At 70.3% G+C, this 16660-nt stretch carries 17 protein-coding genes; 7 read left to right on the top strand and 10 right to left on the bottom strand.

Going from position 1 to position 16660, the window contains the following annotated elements; all coding sequences use genetic code 11:
• Nucleotides 1–125: 125 nt before the first annotated feature.
• The 4 genes from adk to lpxK all read right to left on the bottom strand — a co-directional run bounded on the left by adk (nt 126) and on the right by lpxK (nt 3124).
• Nucleotides 126–788 (bottom strand): adenylate kinase, encoded by a 663-nt coding sequence (adk, locus tag AC3IFE_RS25375; RefSeq protein ID WP_006482212.1) that lies wholly within the window; start codon nt 786–788, stop codon nt 126–128.
• A gap of 208 nt (nt 789–996) precedes the next feature.
• Nucleotides 997–1788, bottom strand: coding sequence for a 3-deoxy-manno-octulosonate cytidylyltransferase (gene kdsB, locus AC3IFE_RS25370; protein ID WP_489192747.1), 792 nt, complete (start codon nt 1786–1788; stop codon nt 997–999).
• A gap of 132 nt (nt 1789–1920) precedes the next feature.
• Complete coding sequence (locus AC3IFE_RS25365) at nt 1921–2115, bottom strand: Trm112 family protein (protein WP_006482216.1); 195 nt, start codon at nt 2113–2115, stop codon at nt 1921–1923.
• Complete coding sequence (lpxK, locus tag AC3IFE_RS25360) at nt 2096–3124, bottom strand: tetraacyldisaccharide 4'-kinase (protein WP_489192744.1); 1029 nt, start codon at nt 3122–3124, stop codon at nt 2096–2098. The genes AC3IFE_RS25365 and lpxK overlap by 20 nt, the downstream gene beginning before the upstream one ends.
• A gap of 449 nt (nt 3125–3573) precedes the next feature.
• Between lpxK and xseA the strand changes: the two genes are divergently transcribed.
• Both xseA and sodB read left to right on the top strand, forming a co-directional pair.
• On the top strand, nt 3574–4956 hold the full coding sequence (gene xseA / locus AC3IFE_RS25355) for an exodeoxyribonuclease VII large subunit (protein ID WP_489192742.1): 1383 nt from the start codon (nt 3574–3576) through the stop codon (nt 4954–4956).
• A 227-nt stretch (nt 4957–5183) separates the two neighbouring features.
• Entirely contained in the window at nt 5184–5762 is a 579-nt protein-coding gene (gene sodB / locus AC3IFE_RS25350) for a superoxide dismutase [Fe] (protein ID WP_489192740.1), read from the top strand.
• A 102-nt stretch (nt 5763–5864) separates the two neighbouring features.
• On the opposite strand, the gene chrA is transcribed toward sodB, so the two are convergent.
• Together chrA and AC3IFE_RS25340 are read right to left on the bottom strand one after the other, a co-directional pair.
• Nucleotides 5865–7076: a chromate efflux transporter gene (gene chrA, locus AC3IFE_RS25345; RefSeq protein ID WP_489192738.1), complete on the bottom strand. Its 1212-nt coding sequence runs from the start codon at nt 7074–7076 to the stop codon at nt 5865–5867.
• 106 nt (nt 7077–7182) lie between these two features.
• Nucleotides 7183–7890, bottom strand: a complete 708-nt coding sequence (locus AC3IFE_RS25340; protein ID WP_489192736.1) for a Crp/Fnr family transcriptional regulator — start codon at nt 7888–7890, stop codon at nt 7183–7185.
• 81 nt (nt 7891–7971) lie between these two features.
• On the opposite strand from AC3IFE_RS25340, the gene AC3IFE_RS25335 reads away from it, so the two are divergent.
• Nucleotides 7972–8496 carry an Mpo1 family 2-hydroxy fatty acid dioxygenase gene (locus tag AC3IFE_RS25335; RefSeq protein ID WP_489192734.1) on the top strand — a complete coding sequence of 175 codons (525 nt, stop codon included), beginning with the start codon at nt 7972–7974 and terminating at the stop codon, nt 8494–8496.
• A gap of 95 nt (nt 8497–8591) precedes the next feature.
• On the top strand, nt 8592–9197 hold the full coding sequence (locus AC3IFE_RS25330) for a class I SAM-dependent methyltransferase (RefSeq protein WP_089468284.1): 606 nt from the start codon (nt 8592–8594) through the stop codon (nt 9195–9197).
• A 17-nt stretch (nt 9198–9214) separates the two neighbouring features.
• Here AC3IFE_RS25330 and AC3IFE_RS25325 read toward each other — a convergent pair whose 3' ends face one another.
• A complete protein-coding gene (locus tag AC3IFE_RS25325) occupies nt 9215–10489 on the bottom strand; it encodes an EAL domain-containing protein (protein ID WP_089468283.1) in 1275 nt (424 codons plus the stop codon).
• 169 nt (nt 10490–10658) lie between these two features.
• Nucleotides 10659–12095 (bottom strand): multidrug transporter subunit MdtD, encoded by a 1437-nt coding sequence (gene mdtD, locus AC3IFE_RS25320; protein WP_089468282.1) that lies wholly within the window; start codon nt 12093–12095, stop codon nt 10659–10661.
• Nucleotides 12096–12337: 242 nt separating this feature from the next.
• Here mdtD and AC3IFE_RS25315 point away from each other — a divergent pair, with 242 nt between their 5' ends.
• Nucleotides 12338–12661, top strand: coding sequence for a DUF2917 domain-containing protein (locus tag AC3IFE_RS25315; protein WP_089468281.1), 324 nt, complete (start codon nt 12338–12340; stop codon nt 12659–12661).
• On the opposite strand, the gene AC3IFE_RS25310 is transcribed toward AC3IFE_RS25315, so the two are convergent.
• On the bottom strand, nt 12634–13866 hold the full coding sequence (locus AC3IFE_RS25310; RefSeq protein WP_489192731.1) for a citrate/2-methylcitrate synthase: 1233 nt from the start codon (nt 13864–13866) through the stop codon (nt 12634–12636). The two genes, AC3IFE_RS25315 and AC3IFE_RS25310, sit on opposite strands and share 28 nt — an antisense overlap.
• A gap of 140 nt (nt 13867–14006) precedes the next feature.
• On the opposite strand from AC3IFE_RS25310, the gene AC3IFE_RS25305 reads away from it, so the two are divergent.
• Complete coding sequence (locus tag AC3IFE_RS25305; RefSeq protein WP_301738722.1) at nt 14007–15398, top strand: CoA transferase; 1392 nt, start codon at nt 14007–14009, stop codon at nt 15396–15398.
• A gap of 21 nt (nt 15399–15419) precedes the next feature.
• On the opposite strand, the gene AC3IFE_RS25300 is transcribed toward AC3IFE_RS25305, so the two are convergent.
• The gene (locus AC3IFE_RS25300) at nt 15420–16166 is read right to left on the bottom strand and encodes a GntR family transcriptional regulator (protein ID WP_006489667.1); all 747 of its coding nucleotides are present in this window, start codon (nt 16164–16166) and stop codon (nt 15420–15422) included.
• A gap of 167 nt (nt 16167–16333) precedes the next feature.
• Here AC3IFE_RS25300 and AC3IFE_RS25295 point away from each other — a divergent pair.
• Nucleotides 16334–16660, top strand: a 327-nt coding sequence (locus AC3IFE_RS25295; protein ID WP_489192728.1) for an aldo/keto reductase, incomplete at its 3' end; no start/stop codon positions are given.

Raw genomic sequence — 16660 nt, 5'->3', positions numbered from 1 at the left:
TGCTCGCACACGGAAAGCACGCCCGCATCGCGGGCGTTTTTCTTGCGCGCGTGCCTGTCGTGCCAATCGCGCAGGCGAAAAAAAACCGCCCGGAACGGGCGGCTTGCGGGTGCGCGACGCGCTGCTTACTTCAGTGCGTCGAACGCGCGCTCGCGGATTTCGTCGACGGTGCCGAGGCCCGAGATCTTGCGATACTGCGGCGCTTTCAAACCGTTTTCCTCGCCGCGCTGCGCCCAGTCGCCGTAGTACGTGATCAGCGGCTTGGTCTGCGCTTCGTACACTTCGAGACGCTTTTTGACAGTTTCTTCCTTGTCGTCGTCGCGCTGGATCAGCGGTTCGCCCGTCACGTCGTCGTGCCCTTCGACCTTCGGTGGGTTGAACTTGACGTGGTACGTGCGGCCCGATGCCGGGTGCGTGCGGCGGCCGCTCATGCGCTCGATGATTTCCGAAAACGGGACGTCGATCTCGAGCACGTAGTCGATCGCGACGCCGGCTTCCTTCATCGCGTCGGCTTGCGCGATCGTGCGCGGGAAGCCGTCGAACAGATAGCCGTTCGCGCAGTCGGATTCCTTCAGGCGCTCCTTGACGAGGCCGATGATCAGCGCGTCCGGGACGAGCTTGCCGGCATCCATGTAGCCCTTCGCCTCGACGCCGAGCGGCGTGCCGGCCTTGACGGCCGCACGCAGCATGTCGCCCGTCGAGATTTGCGGAATCCCGAATTTTTCCTTGATGAAGTTTGCCTGGGTGCCCTTTCCCGCGCCGGGCGCGCCCAACAGGATCAAACGCATGGTGATATCTCCAAGTATGTAGATTCGTGTGGCGAGCCTCAAAGGCGTCGGCGACGGCGGGCGCGGGGCTTGCCTGGCGCGTGGCGGACCGGTCTGATGCGGCGCGTCGGTTCGAGCGACGCGCGGCTGCCGGCGGAGCCACGGGCGGGGTCAAGCGAGGACGCGCTGGTCGCGGACGGCTCGCACAATCGCCTGATTATGCCATGGGTTATTTTGAACCCGGCCGAAAAAGGGCCTGCACGCGTGCGAGATCGGCCGGCGTATCGATGCCGGCTTCGGGCGCGGATTCGGTGATCAGCACCGCGATGCGCTCGCCGTGCCAGAGCGCGCGCAGCTGTTCGAGCTGCTCGGCCTGTTCGATCGGCGCCTGCGCGAGCGACGGATAGGTGCGCAGGAAACGCGCGCGATACGCATAGAGGCCGATGTGCCGGTAGACCGGGAAAGCCGGTGCCGGCATGGCCGCGACGTCGGGCCAGTGCGGCTGGTATGCGTCGCGGCTCCACGGAATCGGCGCGCGCGAGAAGTACAGTGCGACGCCCTGCGCGTCGAGCGCGACCTTCACGACGTTCGGGTTGAACACGTCGGCCGCGTCGTGGATCGGATGGGCCGCGGTCGCGATCGCGCACGCCGGATGCGCGGCCAGGTGCGACGCTACGTCGCGGACGAGCGCGGCGTCGATCAGCGGCTCGTCGCCCTGCACGTTGACGACCACGGTGTTGTCGCGCCAGCCGAAGGCCGCCGCGACTTCCGCGAGCCGGTCGGTGCCGGACGGATGATCGGCGCGGGTGAGCACCGCTTCGAAGCCGTGATCGCGCGCCGCGTCGAGCACGCTCTGCGCATCGGAGGCGACGAGCACTTGCTGTGCGCCCGCTTCGCGCGCGCGCTCGGCGACGCGCACGACCATCGGCTTGCCGCCGAGATCGGCGAGCGGCTTGTTCGGGAGCCGCGTCGACGCGAGCCGGGCGGGAATGACGGCGATGAAGGGTTGCGGGTGAGTCATCGGAGCGCGCTGGGAAGAACGGGGCGGGCGACGCCGGAAGCCGGTCGCCCGGCGGAGTGCGGCGACCCGGCCGGAGCCGGGCGGTCGGTGTCGAATCGGTGCGCCGGGCGAGCGGCGCCGTGGTTCAGCGGTTCAGCGGCCAGCCGGATCGACCGGCGTGCCTTCGACGGTCTGGCGCGCTTCGTCGACGAGCATCACCGGGATGCCGTCGCGGATCGGGTACGCGAGCTTGTCCGCGTTGCAGATCAGCTCCTGCGCGGCACGGTCGTAGTGGAGCGGGCCTTTGCAGATAGGGCACACAATGATTTCAAGCAGGCGAGCGTCCACGGAGTTTCTCCACAACGAGGGCAATGAGGCGAGGGTCGAGCGCGGCTTCGACGGGGACCACCCACAGTCGGGCGTCGCGCCAGGAAGTGCCCAATTTTACTGCATCCTTCTCGGTGATCAGGATCGCATCGACGGCATCGTCGACGAACGGATTGTCGGCGAACGCGTAATGGTCGGGCAGCGCGCGGGTCGCCGGCGCGAGACCGGCCGCGCGCAGCGTCGCGAAGAAGCGTTCCGGCGCGCCGATGCCGGCCGCGGCGAGCACGCGCTCGTTCGTGAATTGCGACAGCGGGCGGCGCAGCGCGGGCTGGTCGAGGTGCCATGCGGCGCCCGGGGTCAGCGCGAGCGCGTAGGTGTCGGGCCACGGCGGCAGCGCGCCGCTGTACGGATCGTTGACGAGCGTGGCGTCGCGATGCCGCGACAGCGGCTCGCGCAGCGGCCCGGCGGGCAGCAGGAAGCCGTTGCCGCCGAGCCGGTGGTCGAATACGACCAATTCGACGGTGCGCGCGAGGCGGTAGTGCTGAAGGCCGTCGTCGCTGACGATCACGTCGACGTCGGGATGGGCGGCGCGCAGCGCCTGCGCGGCGGCGACGCGGTCGGGGCACACCCACACGGGCGCGCCGGTGCGGCGCGCGATCAGCAGCGGTTCGTCGCCGGCCGTGCCCGCGCGCGACGCCGGCGTGACGGCCGTCGGCGCCTTCACGTTCGCGCCGTAGCCGCGCGACACGACGCCGGGCGTGAAGCCGGCCGCGCGCAGCGCGTCGACGAGCGCGATTACGGTCGGCGTCTTGCCGGTGCCGCCGACGGTCACGTTGCCGACCACGACGACGGGCACGCCGACGTCGACCGGCTGCTTCCAGCCTTGCGCGTAAGCGGCGCGCCGCAGCGCCGCGCACAGGCCGAATACGCAGGCGAACGGCGTGAGCGCCCACGCGAGCGCGCCGCGCCGCTGCCATTCGCGTGTCAGGCGCGCTTCGAGCCGCGCGAGCGGGCCGCCGGGCGCGCTCATCGGGTCGGGCGCGGCGCGTCGGGCGCCGCGGCGAGGGACGGATTCGTCAAGGCGGATTCTCCGTTGGGCGGCGCGTGCCGCAAGGTCCGTGGAAGGCGGCACTCTAGCGCGCCGCACGCCGGCGCGGCAAGCGCGACCGGCCGCCGCGGCCCACGGGGCCGGATCGAGTCGGCCTGTGGATAACTCTGTGAAAAACTCCCTGCTCGATCGCCTCAAACGCCCGCCCGGCGGGCATCGAATCGGCTGAGAATCATTTCGAAAGGTTTAAAAGATTATAAAAATCAACGTGTTGCGAAGAATCGTCTGGTTTTTTTGGCGGTTTCCGAGCGTTTTACGCGGACGAATGCCAGAGTGTGGACACCTTCCGCGCACGGCGGCGAATGCGGCGGCGCTGGACGCCGCGCGCGTGTCGGACTATCGTGACGCCGCCAGCATTCATCCGACCGCCCATGCTTTCCGATTCTCCTTTTTCCGCACCCGGCGCCACGCGCGGCGGCGACGAAGTGATTCCCGTTTCGGCGCTCAATCGTGCGATTTCGACGATGCTCGAGCGTTCGTTTCCGCTGCTGTGGATTTCCGGCGAAGTGTCGAATTTCACGCGCGCCGCGAGCGGCCACTGGTATTTCTCGATCAAGGACCAGCAGGCGCAGATGCGCTGCGTGATGTTCCGCGGCCGCGCGCAGTACGCGGAATTCACGCCGCGCGAAGGCGACCGCATCGAGGTGCGCGCGGTCGTCACGATGTACGAGCCGCGCGGCGAGGTGCAGCTCAACGTCGAAGCCGTGCGGCGCACCGGGCAGGGGCGCCTGTACGAGGCGTTCCTGCGGCTGAAGGCGCAACTCGAAGGCGAGGGTCTGTTCGCCCCCGAGCGCAAGCGTCCGTTGCCGGCTCATCCGCGCGCGATCGGCATCGTCACGTCGCTGCAGGCCGCCGCGCTGCGCGACGTGGTGACCACGCTCGCCCGCCGGGCGCCGCACATTCCGGTGATCGTCTATCCGGCCCCCGTGCAGGGCGCCGGTTCCGCCGAAAAGCTCGTCGCGGCGGTGGCGACCGCGAACGCGCGGCGCGAGGTCGACGTGCTGCTGGTGTGTCGCGGCGGCGGTTCGATCGAGGATCTGTGGTCGTTCAACGACGAAGCGCTGGCGCGTGCGATCGCGGCGAGCGAGCTGCCGGTCGTGAGCGGCGTCGGGCACGAAACCGATTTCACGATCGCGGACTTCGCGGCCGACCTGCGCGCGCCGACGCCCACCGGCGCGGCCGAGCTCGCGAGCCCGCAGCGGGCGCTGCTGCTGCGCGAGGTCGACGAGCGCCAGCGCGCGCTCGCGCGCGGCATGGCGCGCCGGCTCGAACAGCGTGCGCAGCAGCTCGACTGGCTCGCGCGCCGGCTCGTGAGCCCGGCCGCGCGGCTGCAGCGCCAGCGCACGCACGTCGAGCAGCTCGCGGTGCGGCTCGCGTCGGCGGCGTCGCGGCCGGTGCGCGATGCGCGTGCGCGTTTCGCGCTCGCGCAACTGCGCTGGCAGCGCGCGCGGCCCGATCCGTCCCAGGCGCGCCACGCGCTCGCGGGGCTGTCGCAACGTCTCGCGAGCGCGTTGCAGCGCCGTCACGAACGCGACACGGCGCGTGTGTCGGCCTGTGCGGCACGGCTCGAGGTGCTGAGCCCGCAGCGCACGCTCGAGCGCGGTTATGCGGCGCTGATCGATGCGCAGACGGGCCGTGCGGTGCGCGCGCCGAACGCGCTGAAGCCGCAGCGGCGCCTGACCGTGCATCTCGCCGAAGGCTCGGCGGACGTGTCGCTCGCCGACGTGCAGCCGCGCCTGACCGATACGATCTGACTTAACGGGTGCCGAGCGAAACGCGCGTCGTCGCAACACGCGCCTCGCGGCAGGAACGGATGCTGCGCATCGTCGGGTTCGTCCTGCCGGACGTCGCGCCAGCATCGCTTTTCCGCATACCGCGGATAAATGGCCCGTGAGTTTGCGGGGTTATTCGTCCTCGCCTACAATCGGACGCTCGGCAGCATCCAACACAGCCTCCCTACATACTCAACGAAGGAATCGCCATGGCTCATACGCTCCCGCCGCTCCCGTACGCTGAAGACGCACTCGCGCCGACCATCTCGAAAGAGACGATCGAGTACCACTACGGCAAGCACCATCAGGCTTATGTGACGAACCTGAACAATCTGATCCCGGGCACGGAATTCGAAAACCTGCCGCTGGAAGAGATCATCAAGAAGTCGTCGGGCGGCATCTTCAACAACGCCGCGCAAATCTGGAACCACACGTTCTTCTGGAACAGCCTGTCGCCGAACGGCGGCGGCGCACCGACGGGCGCGCTGGGCGACGCAATCAACGCGAAGTGGGGTTCGTACGACGCATTCAAGGAAGCGTTCACGAAGGCCGCGGTCGGCACGTTCGGTTCGGGCTGGGCATGGCTCGTGAAGAAGGCCGACGGTTCGCTCGACATCGTGTCGACGAGCAACGCCGCCACGCCGCTGACGACCGCCGACAAGGCGCTGCTGACGATCGACGTGTGGGAACACGCGTACTACATCGACTACCGCAATGCGCGTCCGAAGTTCGTCGAAGCGTTCTGGAACATCGTGAACTGGGACTTCGCCGCGAAGAATTTCGCGTAAGTCCGGCGCCTGCGCGCCGTCACGGCGCGCGGCATCGAAGAAAAGCCCTCGTTTCGAGGGCTTTTTGTTTTTTGCGTGGCCGAACGTGCGGAGATGGCCGGATCAGCCGGCCATGCCGAGCAGCCAGCCGAGCGCCGCGCTCGCGATCACCACGGCCCATGGCGGCATGCGCCAGAACACCAGCGCGACGAACGCGACCAGCGCGGCGGCCAGGTCGCGCGGCGCGACGATCGTGTCGGTCCAGACCGGATGATAGAGCGCGGCGAGCAGCAGCCCGACGACGGCCGCGTTCACGCCGGCGAGCGCGGCCTGCATGTGCGCGCTGCGGCGCAGGCGCTCCCAGAACGGCGCGGTGCCGGCAACGAGCAGGAACGACGGCGCGAAGATCGACACGAGTGCGAGCGTGCCGCCGAGCCAGCCGGTCGGCGCATCGCGCAGCGACGCACCGAGGAACGCCGCGAACGTGAACAGCGGTCCCGGCACCGCCTGCGCGACGCCATACCCGGCGAGAAACGCCGAATCGCCGACCCAGCCGGGTGCGACCACGGCCGCCTGCAGCAGCGGGAGCACCACGTGGCCGCCGCCGAACACCAGCGCGCCCGTGCGGAAGAACGCATCGACGACGGCGAGCGTATCCGAGCGTAGCGCGCGGGCCGCGAACGGCAGCGCGACGAGCAGCGCGGCGAACAGCGCGAGCCACAGCACGCCCGCGCGGCGCGACACGTGCAGCGGCAACGGTTCATGCGCATCGCCCGCCGGTTGCGGCAGCAGCACGAGACCGGCCGCGCCGGCCACGACGATCACCGCGACCTGCGTCCACGCGGCCGGCGCGAGCAGCGCGACGCACGCTGCCGCGGCCATCAGCGTGACGCGCCGCGCATCCGGACACAGCGTGCGCGCCATGCCCCACACGGCTTGCGCGATCACCGCGACCGACACGATGCGCAGCCCGTGCAGCGCGCCGGCTTCTATCGGCGCGCCCGTTGCATGGACGCCGAGCGCGAACAGCATCATCAGCAGCGCCGACGGCAGCGTGAACCCGAGCCACGCGGCGAACATGCCGGCATAGCCGGCGCGCGCGAGACCGATCGCCATCCCGACCTGGCTGCTCGCCGGGCCCGGCAGGAACTGGCACAGCCCGACGAGATCGGCATAGGTGCGCTCGCTGAGCCAGCCGCGCCGCGTGACGAATTCCGCGCGAAAGTAGCCGAGATGCGCGACCGGGCCGCCGAACGACGTGAGGCCGAGCCGCAGGAACGCGATGAAGACGGGCCACGGATGGCGGGCGGGGGCGGGGACGGTCGACGTGTTCAAGGCGGTGCGCGCGGTGGACGGAAGGAGCCGCCACGATAGCGCAACTCGGTGGCCGCGGGCAGCGCATGGCGGCCAGTACCGGCCGATGGACGTCGTTGCGCGGCGTTCAGTACGCGCCGTCGCCGAGCCCGCTCGCGCGGCGCAACGCGTCGATGTCCACGAGTTCGATCTCGCCGACGTGCAGCCGCACGACGCCGTCCGCCTGCAGCGCCTTCAGCAACTGGTTGGTGGTCTGCCGCGTCAGCGACAGCATCGACGCGAGCGTTTCCTGCGACAGCCGGATGTGCGTGCGCCCGGCGCTGATGCCGCCGTAGCCTTCGGCGATCATCAGCAGCCGCGCGGCGAGCCGCTGCGCGGCCGGCATCACGCTCATCGATTCGACCGTCAGGAAGCTCAGGCGCAGCTTTTGCGCCATCAGCAGCGCGAACTGCCGCCAGTATTGCGGCGTCGTCTCGAGGATCGCGAGCAGCGCGGCCTGCGGCACGTGCAGCAGCAGCGCGTCGTCGAGCGCGATGGCGTCGTGCGTGCGCGGCTGGCCGTCGAACAACGCGATCTCGCCGAACCACGTGACGGGCTCGGCCACCGTCAGCAGCGCTTCCTTGCCCTGCGGATCGACCGCACCTATCGTGAGTGAACCGGCCAGGACCGCGTACAGCCCGCACGGCGGGTCGCCGCGCCGGAACAGCGCGTGGCCGGACGGCAGACGGCGCAGCGTCGCGCGGGCGATCAACGCCGCGCGCAGCGCAGGCGGCAGCGCGGCGAACCACGGGTTCGCTTCGATCTGCGGCAGGTACGGGGCGAGCGAGGCAGGCATGGGCGCGCGATGTCGGGTAGCTGACAGAGGTTCTCGGGCGTGACGCGCATCATAGCGCTCAATAACCGATCGGGAGACGCCATGAAAACCCTCGAAGACCATCTTTCCCAGTATGCGGCCTACCACCGCGATGCGCGCAACATCGCGACGCATCTGGTCGGCATTCCGATGATCGTGTTCGCGGTCGAGGTGCTGCTGTCGAGGCCGGCGCTCGGGGCGCTGGCCGGCGTCGCGCTGTCGCCGGCGCTGCTGCTCGCCGTGGCGTCCGCGGTGTTCTACCTGCGTCTGGACCTGCGGTTCGGGATCGTGATGACCGTGCTGCTCGCGCTCGGCCTGTGGGCCGCGCAGTCGCTGGCGCTGCGGCCGACCGCGCAATGGCTCGCGATCGGCGTCGGCGCGTTCGTCGTCGGCTGGATCGTGCAGTTCGTCGGACACTGGTTCGAAGGCCGCAAGCCGGCATTCGTCGACGATCTGGTCGGCCTGATCGTCGGGCCGTTGTTCGTCGTCGCCGAGGTCGCGTTCTTCGCGGGGCTGCGCGGCGACGTGCGCCGCGAAGTCGAGCGGCGCGCGGGTCCCGTGCATGGCGGCGCGCATTCGCATGTCTGAGGGGCTGGCCGCGCCGGTCCGCGTGTTCGGCGCGGGCCGCGCGCAGCGGCTAAGATGCGGAGTGCGTCATCCGACGTCTTCGCGGAGCACTCGCCATGGCGGATCGCCCGACTCTCGATGCCTACGACACCCACGCCGCGCAATACGCGCAGGACTGGCTCGACCAGGCCGCGCCCGACGACATGTACGCGCTGCTCGAACAGCATTTCTCGCCGGGCCTGACCGCCGACGTCGGCTGCGGCGCGGGGCGCGACACCGCGTGGCTCGCGTCGCGCGGCTTCGACGTGCGCGGCTACGACGCGAGCGCCGCGCTGCTCGACGAGGCGCGGCGGCGCCACCGCGGGCTGACTTTCGAGCTGGCCGCGCTGCCGGCGCTGGCCGGCGTACCGTCGGGCGCGTTCCGCAACGTCTTGTGCGAAACGGTCGTCATGCATCTCGAACAGGCGGACGCAGCGGCCGCCGCCGCGCGGCTGGCCGATCTGCTGATGCCGGGCGGCACGTTGTACCTGAGCTGGCGGGTGGCCGGAAACGGCGTGTTGCGCGACGAGCGCGGCCGCCTCTATACGCCGCTCGACTCGGCGCGGATGCATGCGGCGCTGGGCGCCGGCGTGCAGGTGATCGACGAACACGAGGTCGTCAGCGCGTCGTCCGGCAAGCGCGTGCACCGGCTGATCGTGCGCAAGGCGGGCGGCGACGCCTGAACGCGGCGCGCCGGCGCTTATTCGCGGCTGAGCGCCGCTTCCCAGTTGATGTCGACGCAGAGTACCTGCATGCCGGTCGCGGCCGGCGCGGCGATCGACGCGGTCACGCACAGGTGCGCCTCGTTGATCGACAGGTAGGGCGGCGTCAGATGCACGCGGCCCGGCGCGCGCATCGCGTCGATGAAGTACGGGCGGCGCTCCCAGCTCGCGCCTTCGGAATGCAGCAGCGGCCGGAAGCGCTTCGCGCGTTGCGACACGCTGCCGCGCGCGAGCACGTTGTCCCCGATCTGGCGGCCCGACGCGTCGAGCAGGAAGCAGCGTGCGGTTTCGGGCAGCCCCAGCACGGCGGTGGCCGCATCGGTGAGCGATTCGCCCGCGCCGAGCCGTCGGCTCGCTTCCTCGAGCGCGGCGACGTACGGCGCGAGCCGTTCCGCCTGCGTGCGCTCGCGCTGTGCGACGCGCAGCCGCAGCGCGGCCGACAGCGTATCCATGCAGCCCGCGGCGGCCTGCGGCTGCACGGGATCGACGCTCGGCCCCGCGAAGTACTGGCCCTGCACGAAATCGACGTCGCATTCGAGCGCGATCAGCGCGTCGCGTTCGGTCGAGAGGCCGCCCATCAGCACGAGCTGGCCGGATTCGTGCAGCAGCGACACGAGCCCCGGCAGCACGCGTTCGAGATGCGAGTGCTCGCTCGCCTGCGCGAGGATGCCGCGGTCGAGCGTGACGATGTCGGGATGCAGATGCCACACCCGATCGATGTTCGAATGCTTCGCGCCGAACCCGACGAGCGCGATCAGGAAGCCGGCCTTGCGCAGCCCGTCGATGATCGCCGCATAGCGCGGCGTCTCGCCGCCGGCCTGTTCGGGCACCTCGAGCACCACGCGGTGCGGCGGCAGCCCGAGCGCCTTCAGGTTCGCGAGCAGTGCGTCGCCGTAGATGGTGTCCATCAGCGCGGCCGGATGCAGGCTCAGGAAGAGCCATTCGTCGTGGCTGTCGAACGCGTGGAAGTTACCGAGATGCAACGATTCGGCGAGCCGGCCGAGCTCGAGCAGGTCGCCGCGCCGCGCCGCCTGCGTGAACACCTCGTGCGACGCCACCTGGCGGCTTTCCTCGTCGTGCGCGCGCAGCGACGCGTGATAGCCGATCGCGCGCCGGTGCGACACCGAGAACACGGGCTGGAACACGCTGAACACGGTGTAGCCGCCGTACAGCACGGTGCGCCGGTTGCCGTCGTCGCCGGCGACCGGGCGGGGCGGCTGAAAGCCGGGGGGATCGATTTCGATCATGCTCATGATGTCGGCCGAAGGAAGACTGCCCAGTTTACCTACAGAATAGGCGAGCAAGAAGCATGCACGGCAGGGCGCCGCGTGCGGCCGCCCGTCGCGGCCGATACGCGCACGCGTGCCGGGCCGCGTTGCACCGCGATGGTGCGTTCCGGCCCGATTCGGCGCACCCTGCGCGTCACGCGCGTTCGGACGGGTCGGTCTTGCGCGCGGTGCTGCGGATCTCGGGCGCGAGCTGCGCGAAGATCCACGCGGACGCGGCGGTGATGATGCCCACGCAGATGAACGTCGCGTGGAATGCAGGCAGCGTGTTGCTCGGCGTCACGGTGCGCAGCATGCCGGTGAACGTCGCGAGCAGCGCGCCGGCGACCGTGACGCCGAGGCTCATCGACAGCATCTGCACGAGCGAGAACAGGCTGTTGCCGCTGCTCGCGCCGCCGGTGCCGAGATCCTTCAGCGTCAGCGTGTTCATCGCGGTGAACTGCATCGAGTTGAAGCCGCCGAACAGCGCGAGATGCACGACCTTCACCCACACCGGCACCGTGTCGCGCATCAGCGCGAAGCTCGCCATCATCACGCCGACCATGATCGTATTCGCGAGCAGCACCTTGCGGTAGCCGTGCTGCGTGATCAGGTGCGTGATGATCCGCTTCGAGAACATGCCGGCCGCCGCGACCGGCAGCATCATCAGCCCGGCCTCGAACGCCGAGTAGCCGAGGCTCACCTGCAGCAGCAGCGGGATCAGGTACGGCATCGCGCCGCTGCCGATCCGCGCGAACAGGTTGCCGAGCAGCCCGACGCTGAACGTGTGGATCTTGAACAGCTCGAGCGAGAAGATCGGCTGCGGCGCGCGCACCGCGTACAGCCCGTATGCGACGAAGCACGCGAGGCTCAGGATCAGCAGCACCAGCACGGCCGCGTGCTGCATGCCGAGATCGGCGAGCCCGTCGAGCGACAGCGAGATCGCGACCATGCCGATCGTCAGCAGCAGATAGCCTTTCAGGTCGAAGCGGCCGGCGGCCGGGTTGCGCGAATCGGGCATCGAATAGAAGGTCGCGACGCAGCCCGCCACGCCGACCGGCACGTTGATCAGGAAGATCCAGTGCCACGACGCGATCTTCACGAGCCAGCCGCCGAGCGTCGGCCCGATCAGCGGGCCGATCAGGCCGGGAATCGCGACGAACGACAGCGCGGCCAGGTAGCGCTCGGCCGGGAACGTGCGCAGCACCGCGAGCCGTCCGACCGGCAGCAGCATCGCGCCGCCGACGCCCTGCACGACGCGGAACGCGACGAGCTGCGTCAGCGTATGCGCGTTCGCGCACAGCAGCGAGCCGAGCGAGAACACCAGGATCGCGCTGAAGAACACGCGCCGCGTGCCGAACGTATCGGCGAGCCAGCCCGACACGGGGATCATCACCGCCATCGTCAGCGAGTACGCGATCACGACCGATTGCATCCGCAGCGGCGATTCGCCGAGGCTCGCGGCCATCGACGGCAGCGCCGTGTTGACGATCGTCGCGTCGAGCGTCTGCATGAAGAAGCCCGTCGCAACGAGCCAGAGCATCACGGTGAGGTTCTTTTCGCCGGGAGCGGCGGCGGGCGGGCGTTGGAACATGAGGGCAGGGGCGGTGGCGCGGGACAGCCGACATTGTAGGGAAAGCCGCCGCGCCGTGCAGGTTCGGGGCGGTATGTCGTGCGGCCCGGCGGGATCCGGCCCGGCGCGAACCGCGGCCGGGTGCCCGTCCCCGTCGGACGGCCAGTACAGTTCAGCCGGAACTGTTCGCGGCCGTATCTGTCCGGGTGCCGCCGCTCTCCGAAATACTGGTGTCATCGAACCGGTGCGACCAGGAGGCTGCGATGCGCGAACTGCGACTTTACGTCATGGACGGCGACGAGCCGGCCGGACGGTGGCGGATCGTCGATCACACGTTGCTCGAAGTGGCGCAAGGCGACGTGTGGGTGACCGTCGAGGGCCGGCCCGACGATCACTGGCTGGGTGCCGGTGCGTCGCTGACCTTGCTGCCCGGCATGCGCGCGTGGGTCAGCGCCGGGCCGCGCGGCGCGACGTTCGCGTTCGGGCCGCTGGCGGTGTCGGCCGTGCGCACCGCGCCCGCGTGGTGGCGCCTAATCGCCGCGCGGCGCGACGGCCGGCGTCACGCGGCCGCGTCGCTGCCGACGTAGCGTGCCCGCGGCCGGATCAGCTTCCCGTCCGCGTACTGTTCGAGCGCATGCGCGATCCAGCCGGCCGTGCGGCCGGCCGCGAACAGCGTGAACGCCGCGCCGTCGGGCAGCGCGAGCGTGCGCTCCAGCGCGGCGAGCGCGAAGTCGATCGCGGGCCGCAGGCTCGTCGCCGCTTCGACGCGTGCGGCGAGCGCGCGCGCCGTGCGCAGCGCCGGCCGGTCGGGCGCCGTCGCATGCAGCGCATCGAGCAGCGCCCGTGCGCGCGGGTCGCCGTCGGGGTACAGCGGATGCGCGAAGCCGGACAGGGTCGTGCGGCCGCCGTCCGCGCGTTCGTCGTGCGCCAGCCGCAGCGCGAGGTAGCGATCGAGATCGGCGGCGCGGGCCGCTTCGTCGAGCAGCGTGCCCGCGCGGAACGTTTCGCCGCCGTGGCGCGGCCCCGACAGCGCCGCGAGCCCGCCCGAGATCGCGCCGAACAGATGGGTGCCGGTCGATGCGATGCAGCGCACCGCGAACGTCGACGGATTCAGTTCGTGATCGGCGCACAACACGAGCGCACGCCGCAACAGGTCGGCTTCGTCGCGCCGTCGCACGCGCCACGCGGCCGCGAGCTGGCGGTGCACGGGCGCGTCGCCCGGCGCGATGCCGGCGAGCGCGGCCGCCGCGACGCGCAGCAGCAGCGCCGCCGAATCGAGCTGCGCATCGCGCCCTTGCGCCCACAGGCGCGGCAGGGATGCGGCCGCGGCCGGCAGCAGCACCAGCGTGCGTTCGAGCGGCGCGAGATGCGCCCAGCGACGCGCCCAGTCGTCCCACTGCGCCGCGTCGAAACCGCTCGCAGCGAGCGACGCGGCGGCCAGCCGCGCGGGCGGACAGTCCCACAGCCGCGCGGCCGTTTCTTCGAGCGTCGCTGCGTCGGCCAGTGCGAGCGCATCGACGCCGCGGTAGCGCAGGCAGCCGTCGGCGATCTGCGTGATCCGCGATTCCAGGACCGGCACGCCCCAGTCGAGCGAACGCTCGGCGACGCCGCCCGCGCGCTTCGCATCGGCACGGCGGCGCGCGAGCAGGCGCACCTCGTTGGCGTCGTAGCGGCGGCGCTTGGTCGCGCCGTCGGGCAGCGAGCGCAGCAGGCCGCGGCTCACGTACGCGTAGAGGGTGCTCACGCTGACGCCGAGCATGCCGGCGGCTTCCTGCGCACTGACGGATGTCATGCCGATGGCTCCTGTCGCCGCGCATGAAGCGCGGGCTCGCTACAACTATTCGTTATGTATTGATTCGCGCAATCAAGATTGATCGTGCCTGTCGCGAATTCTAGACTCGATTCCGTCTCCTCCACGGCATCTTCCTCACCATGACACCCGAATCCGCATTGACCCACCTTTGGCAGCTCGCGCACGGCGAGCGCGACGCGCTGGCCCGCACGACCCTGACCGGGCAGGACCCGACGCTGCCATCGACGTTCCATGTCGGCACGCTCGCCGCCGCGACGATCGCCGCGGCCGGGCTCGCGGCTGCCGAATGCCATCGGCTGCGAACGGGCGTCGCGCAATCGGTCGACGTGTCGGTGCGCGACGCGCTCGTGGCGTTCCGCAGCGAACGCTACCTGCGCGTGGACGACGGCCCGCCGCCGGAGTTGCGCCATCCGGTGACCGGCTTCTTCGAGACGCGCGACGGTCGCTGGATTCAACTGCACGCGAATTTCCCGCATCACCTGCATGGCATTCTCGATGTGCTCGGCTGCGGCCCGCAGCCCGCCGACGTCGCCGCGGCAATCCGCACCTGGGACGGCGCGGCGCTCGATACCGCGCTGGCCGACGCCGGCCTGTGCGCGGCATTGATCAGAACCCCTGACGAATGGGCGGCGCACGAGCAGGCGCGCGCGATCGCGTCGCTGCCGCTGTTCGAGATCGAGCGGATCGGCGACGCGCCGGCCGAGCCGATCGGCCGCGGCGAAGCCGGCCAGCCGCTGGCCGGCGTGCGCGTGCTCGATCTGACGCGCATCATCGCGGGGCCGGTCGCGGGCCGCACGCTGGCGTCGCACGGCGCGCAGACGCTGCTCGTCAACGGCCCGCACCTGCCGAACATCGCGCCGCTCGTGATCGACAACGGGCGCGGCAAGCGCTCGACGTGGATCGACCTGCGCGACGCGGCAGGCGTCGATACGCTGCACGCACTGGCGCGCGAGGCGGACGTGTTTCTGCAGTCGTACCGGCCGGGCGCGCTCGCGGCGCGCGGTTTCGCGCCGCAGGCATTGGCCGAACGGCGGCCCGGCATCGTCTGCGTGTCGGTGTCGGCGTACGGGCACGCCGGGCCGTGGGCGAAGCGGCGCGGGTTCGACAGCCTCGTGCAGTCGGCGAGCGGGATCGCATGGCAGGAGCAGCAGGCCGCGCAGGCGAGCGGGCCGCGCCATCTGCCGTGCCAGGCGCTCGATCATGCAACGGGGTATCTCGCGGCGTTCGGCGCGATGATCGCGCTCGCCCGGCGGGCACGCGAAGGGGGAAGCTGGCACGTGCGGATGTCGCTCGCGCAGACGGGGCGCTGGCTGCAGTCGTTCGGCGCCGTGCCGGACGGGTTGCATGCGCCCGATCTCGCGTTGGCCGACGTGCGCGACCGGATCGACCGCGTCGAATCGCCGTTCGGCGTGCTCGACACCGTGCGGCCGGCCGAGCGGTTGTCGGCGACGCCGCCGTCGTTCGCGCGGCCGCCCGTGCCGCTCGGCAGCGACGACGCGCGCTGGCTTTGAGCGCCGGCGACGCGCGTCGCGTTACTTGCGCAGTTCGACGACGAAATCGTAGTAGTCGTTGCGGCAGTAGGTATCGGTCAGTTCGATCGCGCGCTGGTCGGACGTATAGCCGATCCGCGTGATCAGCAGCAGCGCGTCGTGCGGGGCGATGCCCATCTGCTCGGCGATCTCGTCGGTCGCGTTGACCGCGCGGAAATGCTGCAGCGCCCGCACGATAGGCGTGCCGCGCGCTTCGAGATAGCTGTACAGCGAGCCGACGATGGCCTGCGGATCGGGAATCAGCGTCGCGGGGAACGTCGAGTTCTCGACGGCCATCACGATGCCGTCGGCGAGGCGCAGGCGTTTCAGGCGTGTAACCGAGGCGGCCGGCGACAGCCCGAGCTGGATCACTTCGTCGCGGTTGGCCGGCTGAATTTCGCGCGCGAGCCACTGCGAGCTCGGCTTGAAGCCGCGGCGCTCGAGCATTTCACTGAAGCTCGACAGCCGCGACAGCGGATCTTCGTAGCGCGGCTGGATGAAGTTGCCGGCGCCCTGCGTGCGGCGGATCAGGCCTTGCTCGACGAGCAGCGCGATCGCCTTGCGCGCGGTGATGCGCGACACGCCGAGCGCTTCGGACAACACACGCTCGGACGGCAGCGCTTCGCCGGCCGTCCAGCGGTTGTCGTGGATCGCATCGCCGAGCTTGCGGGCGAGCTGCAGGTAGAGCGGCGTATCGTTGTCGGGGTCGGGGCGCAGGTCCTGCCAGCGGTCGTCCGTGGGTGCCTTCATACAATGGGTATCGATCAGGTTGCGGCCATTCTAAGTCATCATGCCGCGCCGTTATAGCCGGTTTTTGCCGCGTCATAGGCCGGGGGCGCACCGATTGACTACACTGATGCGTCGTATCCGATGCTTCGGCCGCGGCGTGCGGCCACGAATCCGCAACGAGGAAACGCATGACAGACACGATCGCCACGGTCGTTTTGCCGAACGGCGAGACGATTCCGAAGCTGGGCCTGGGCACCTGGGAAATGGGCGAGCGGCCGGCGCGGCGCGCGGACGAGATCGCCGCGCTGCGCGAGGGCATCGAACTCGGGATGACGCTGGTCGATACCGCCGAGATGTACGGCGACGGCGCGACCGAGGAACTGGTCGGCGATGCGCTTGCGGGCCTGCGCGACGACGTGTTCCTCGTCAGCAAGGTCTATCCGCACCATGCGAGCCGGCGCGGTGTCGTCGCAGCGTGCGACGCGAGCCTCAAGCGCCTGCGTACCGATCGCCTC

This window comes from Burkholderia sp. APQ4-4ca, from assembly GCF_057837105.1.
Note: the sequence above shows the minus strand (reverse complement) of the source record. Positions and strands in the feature narration are given on the sequence as shown.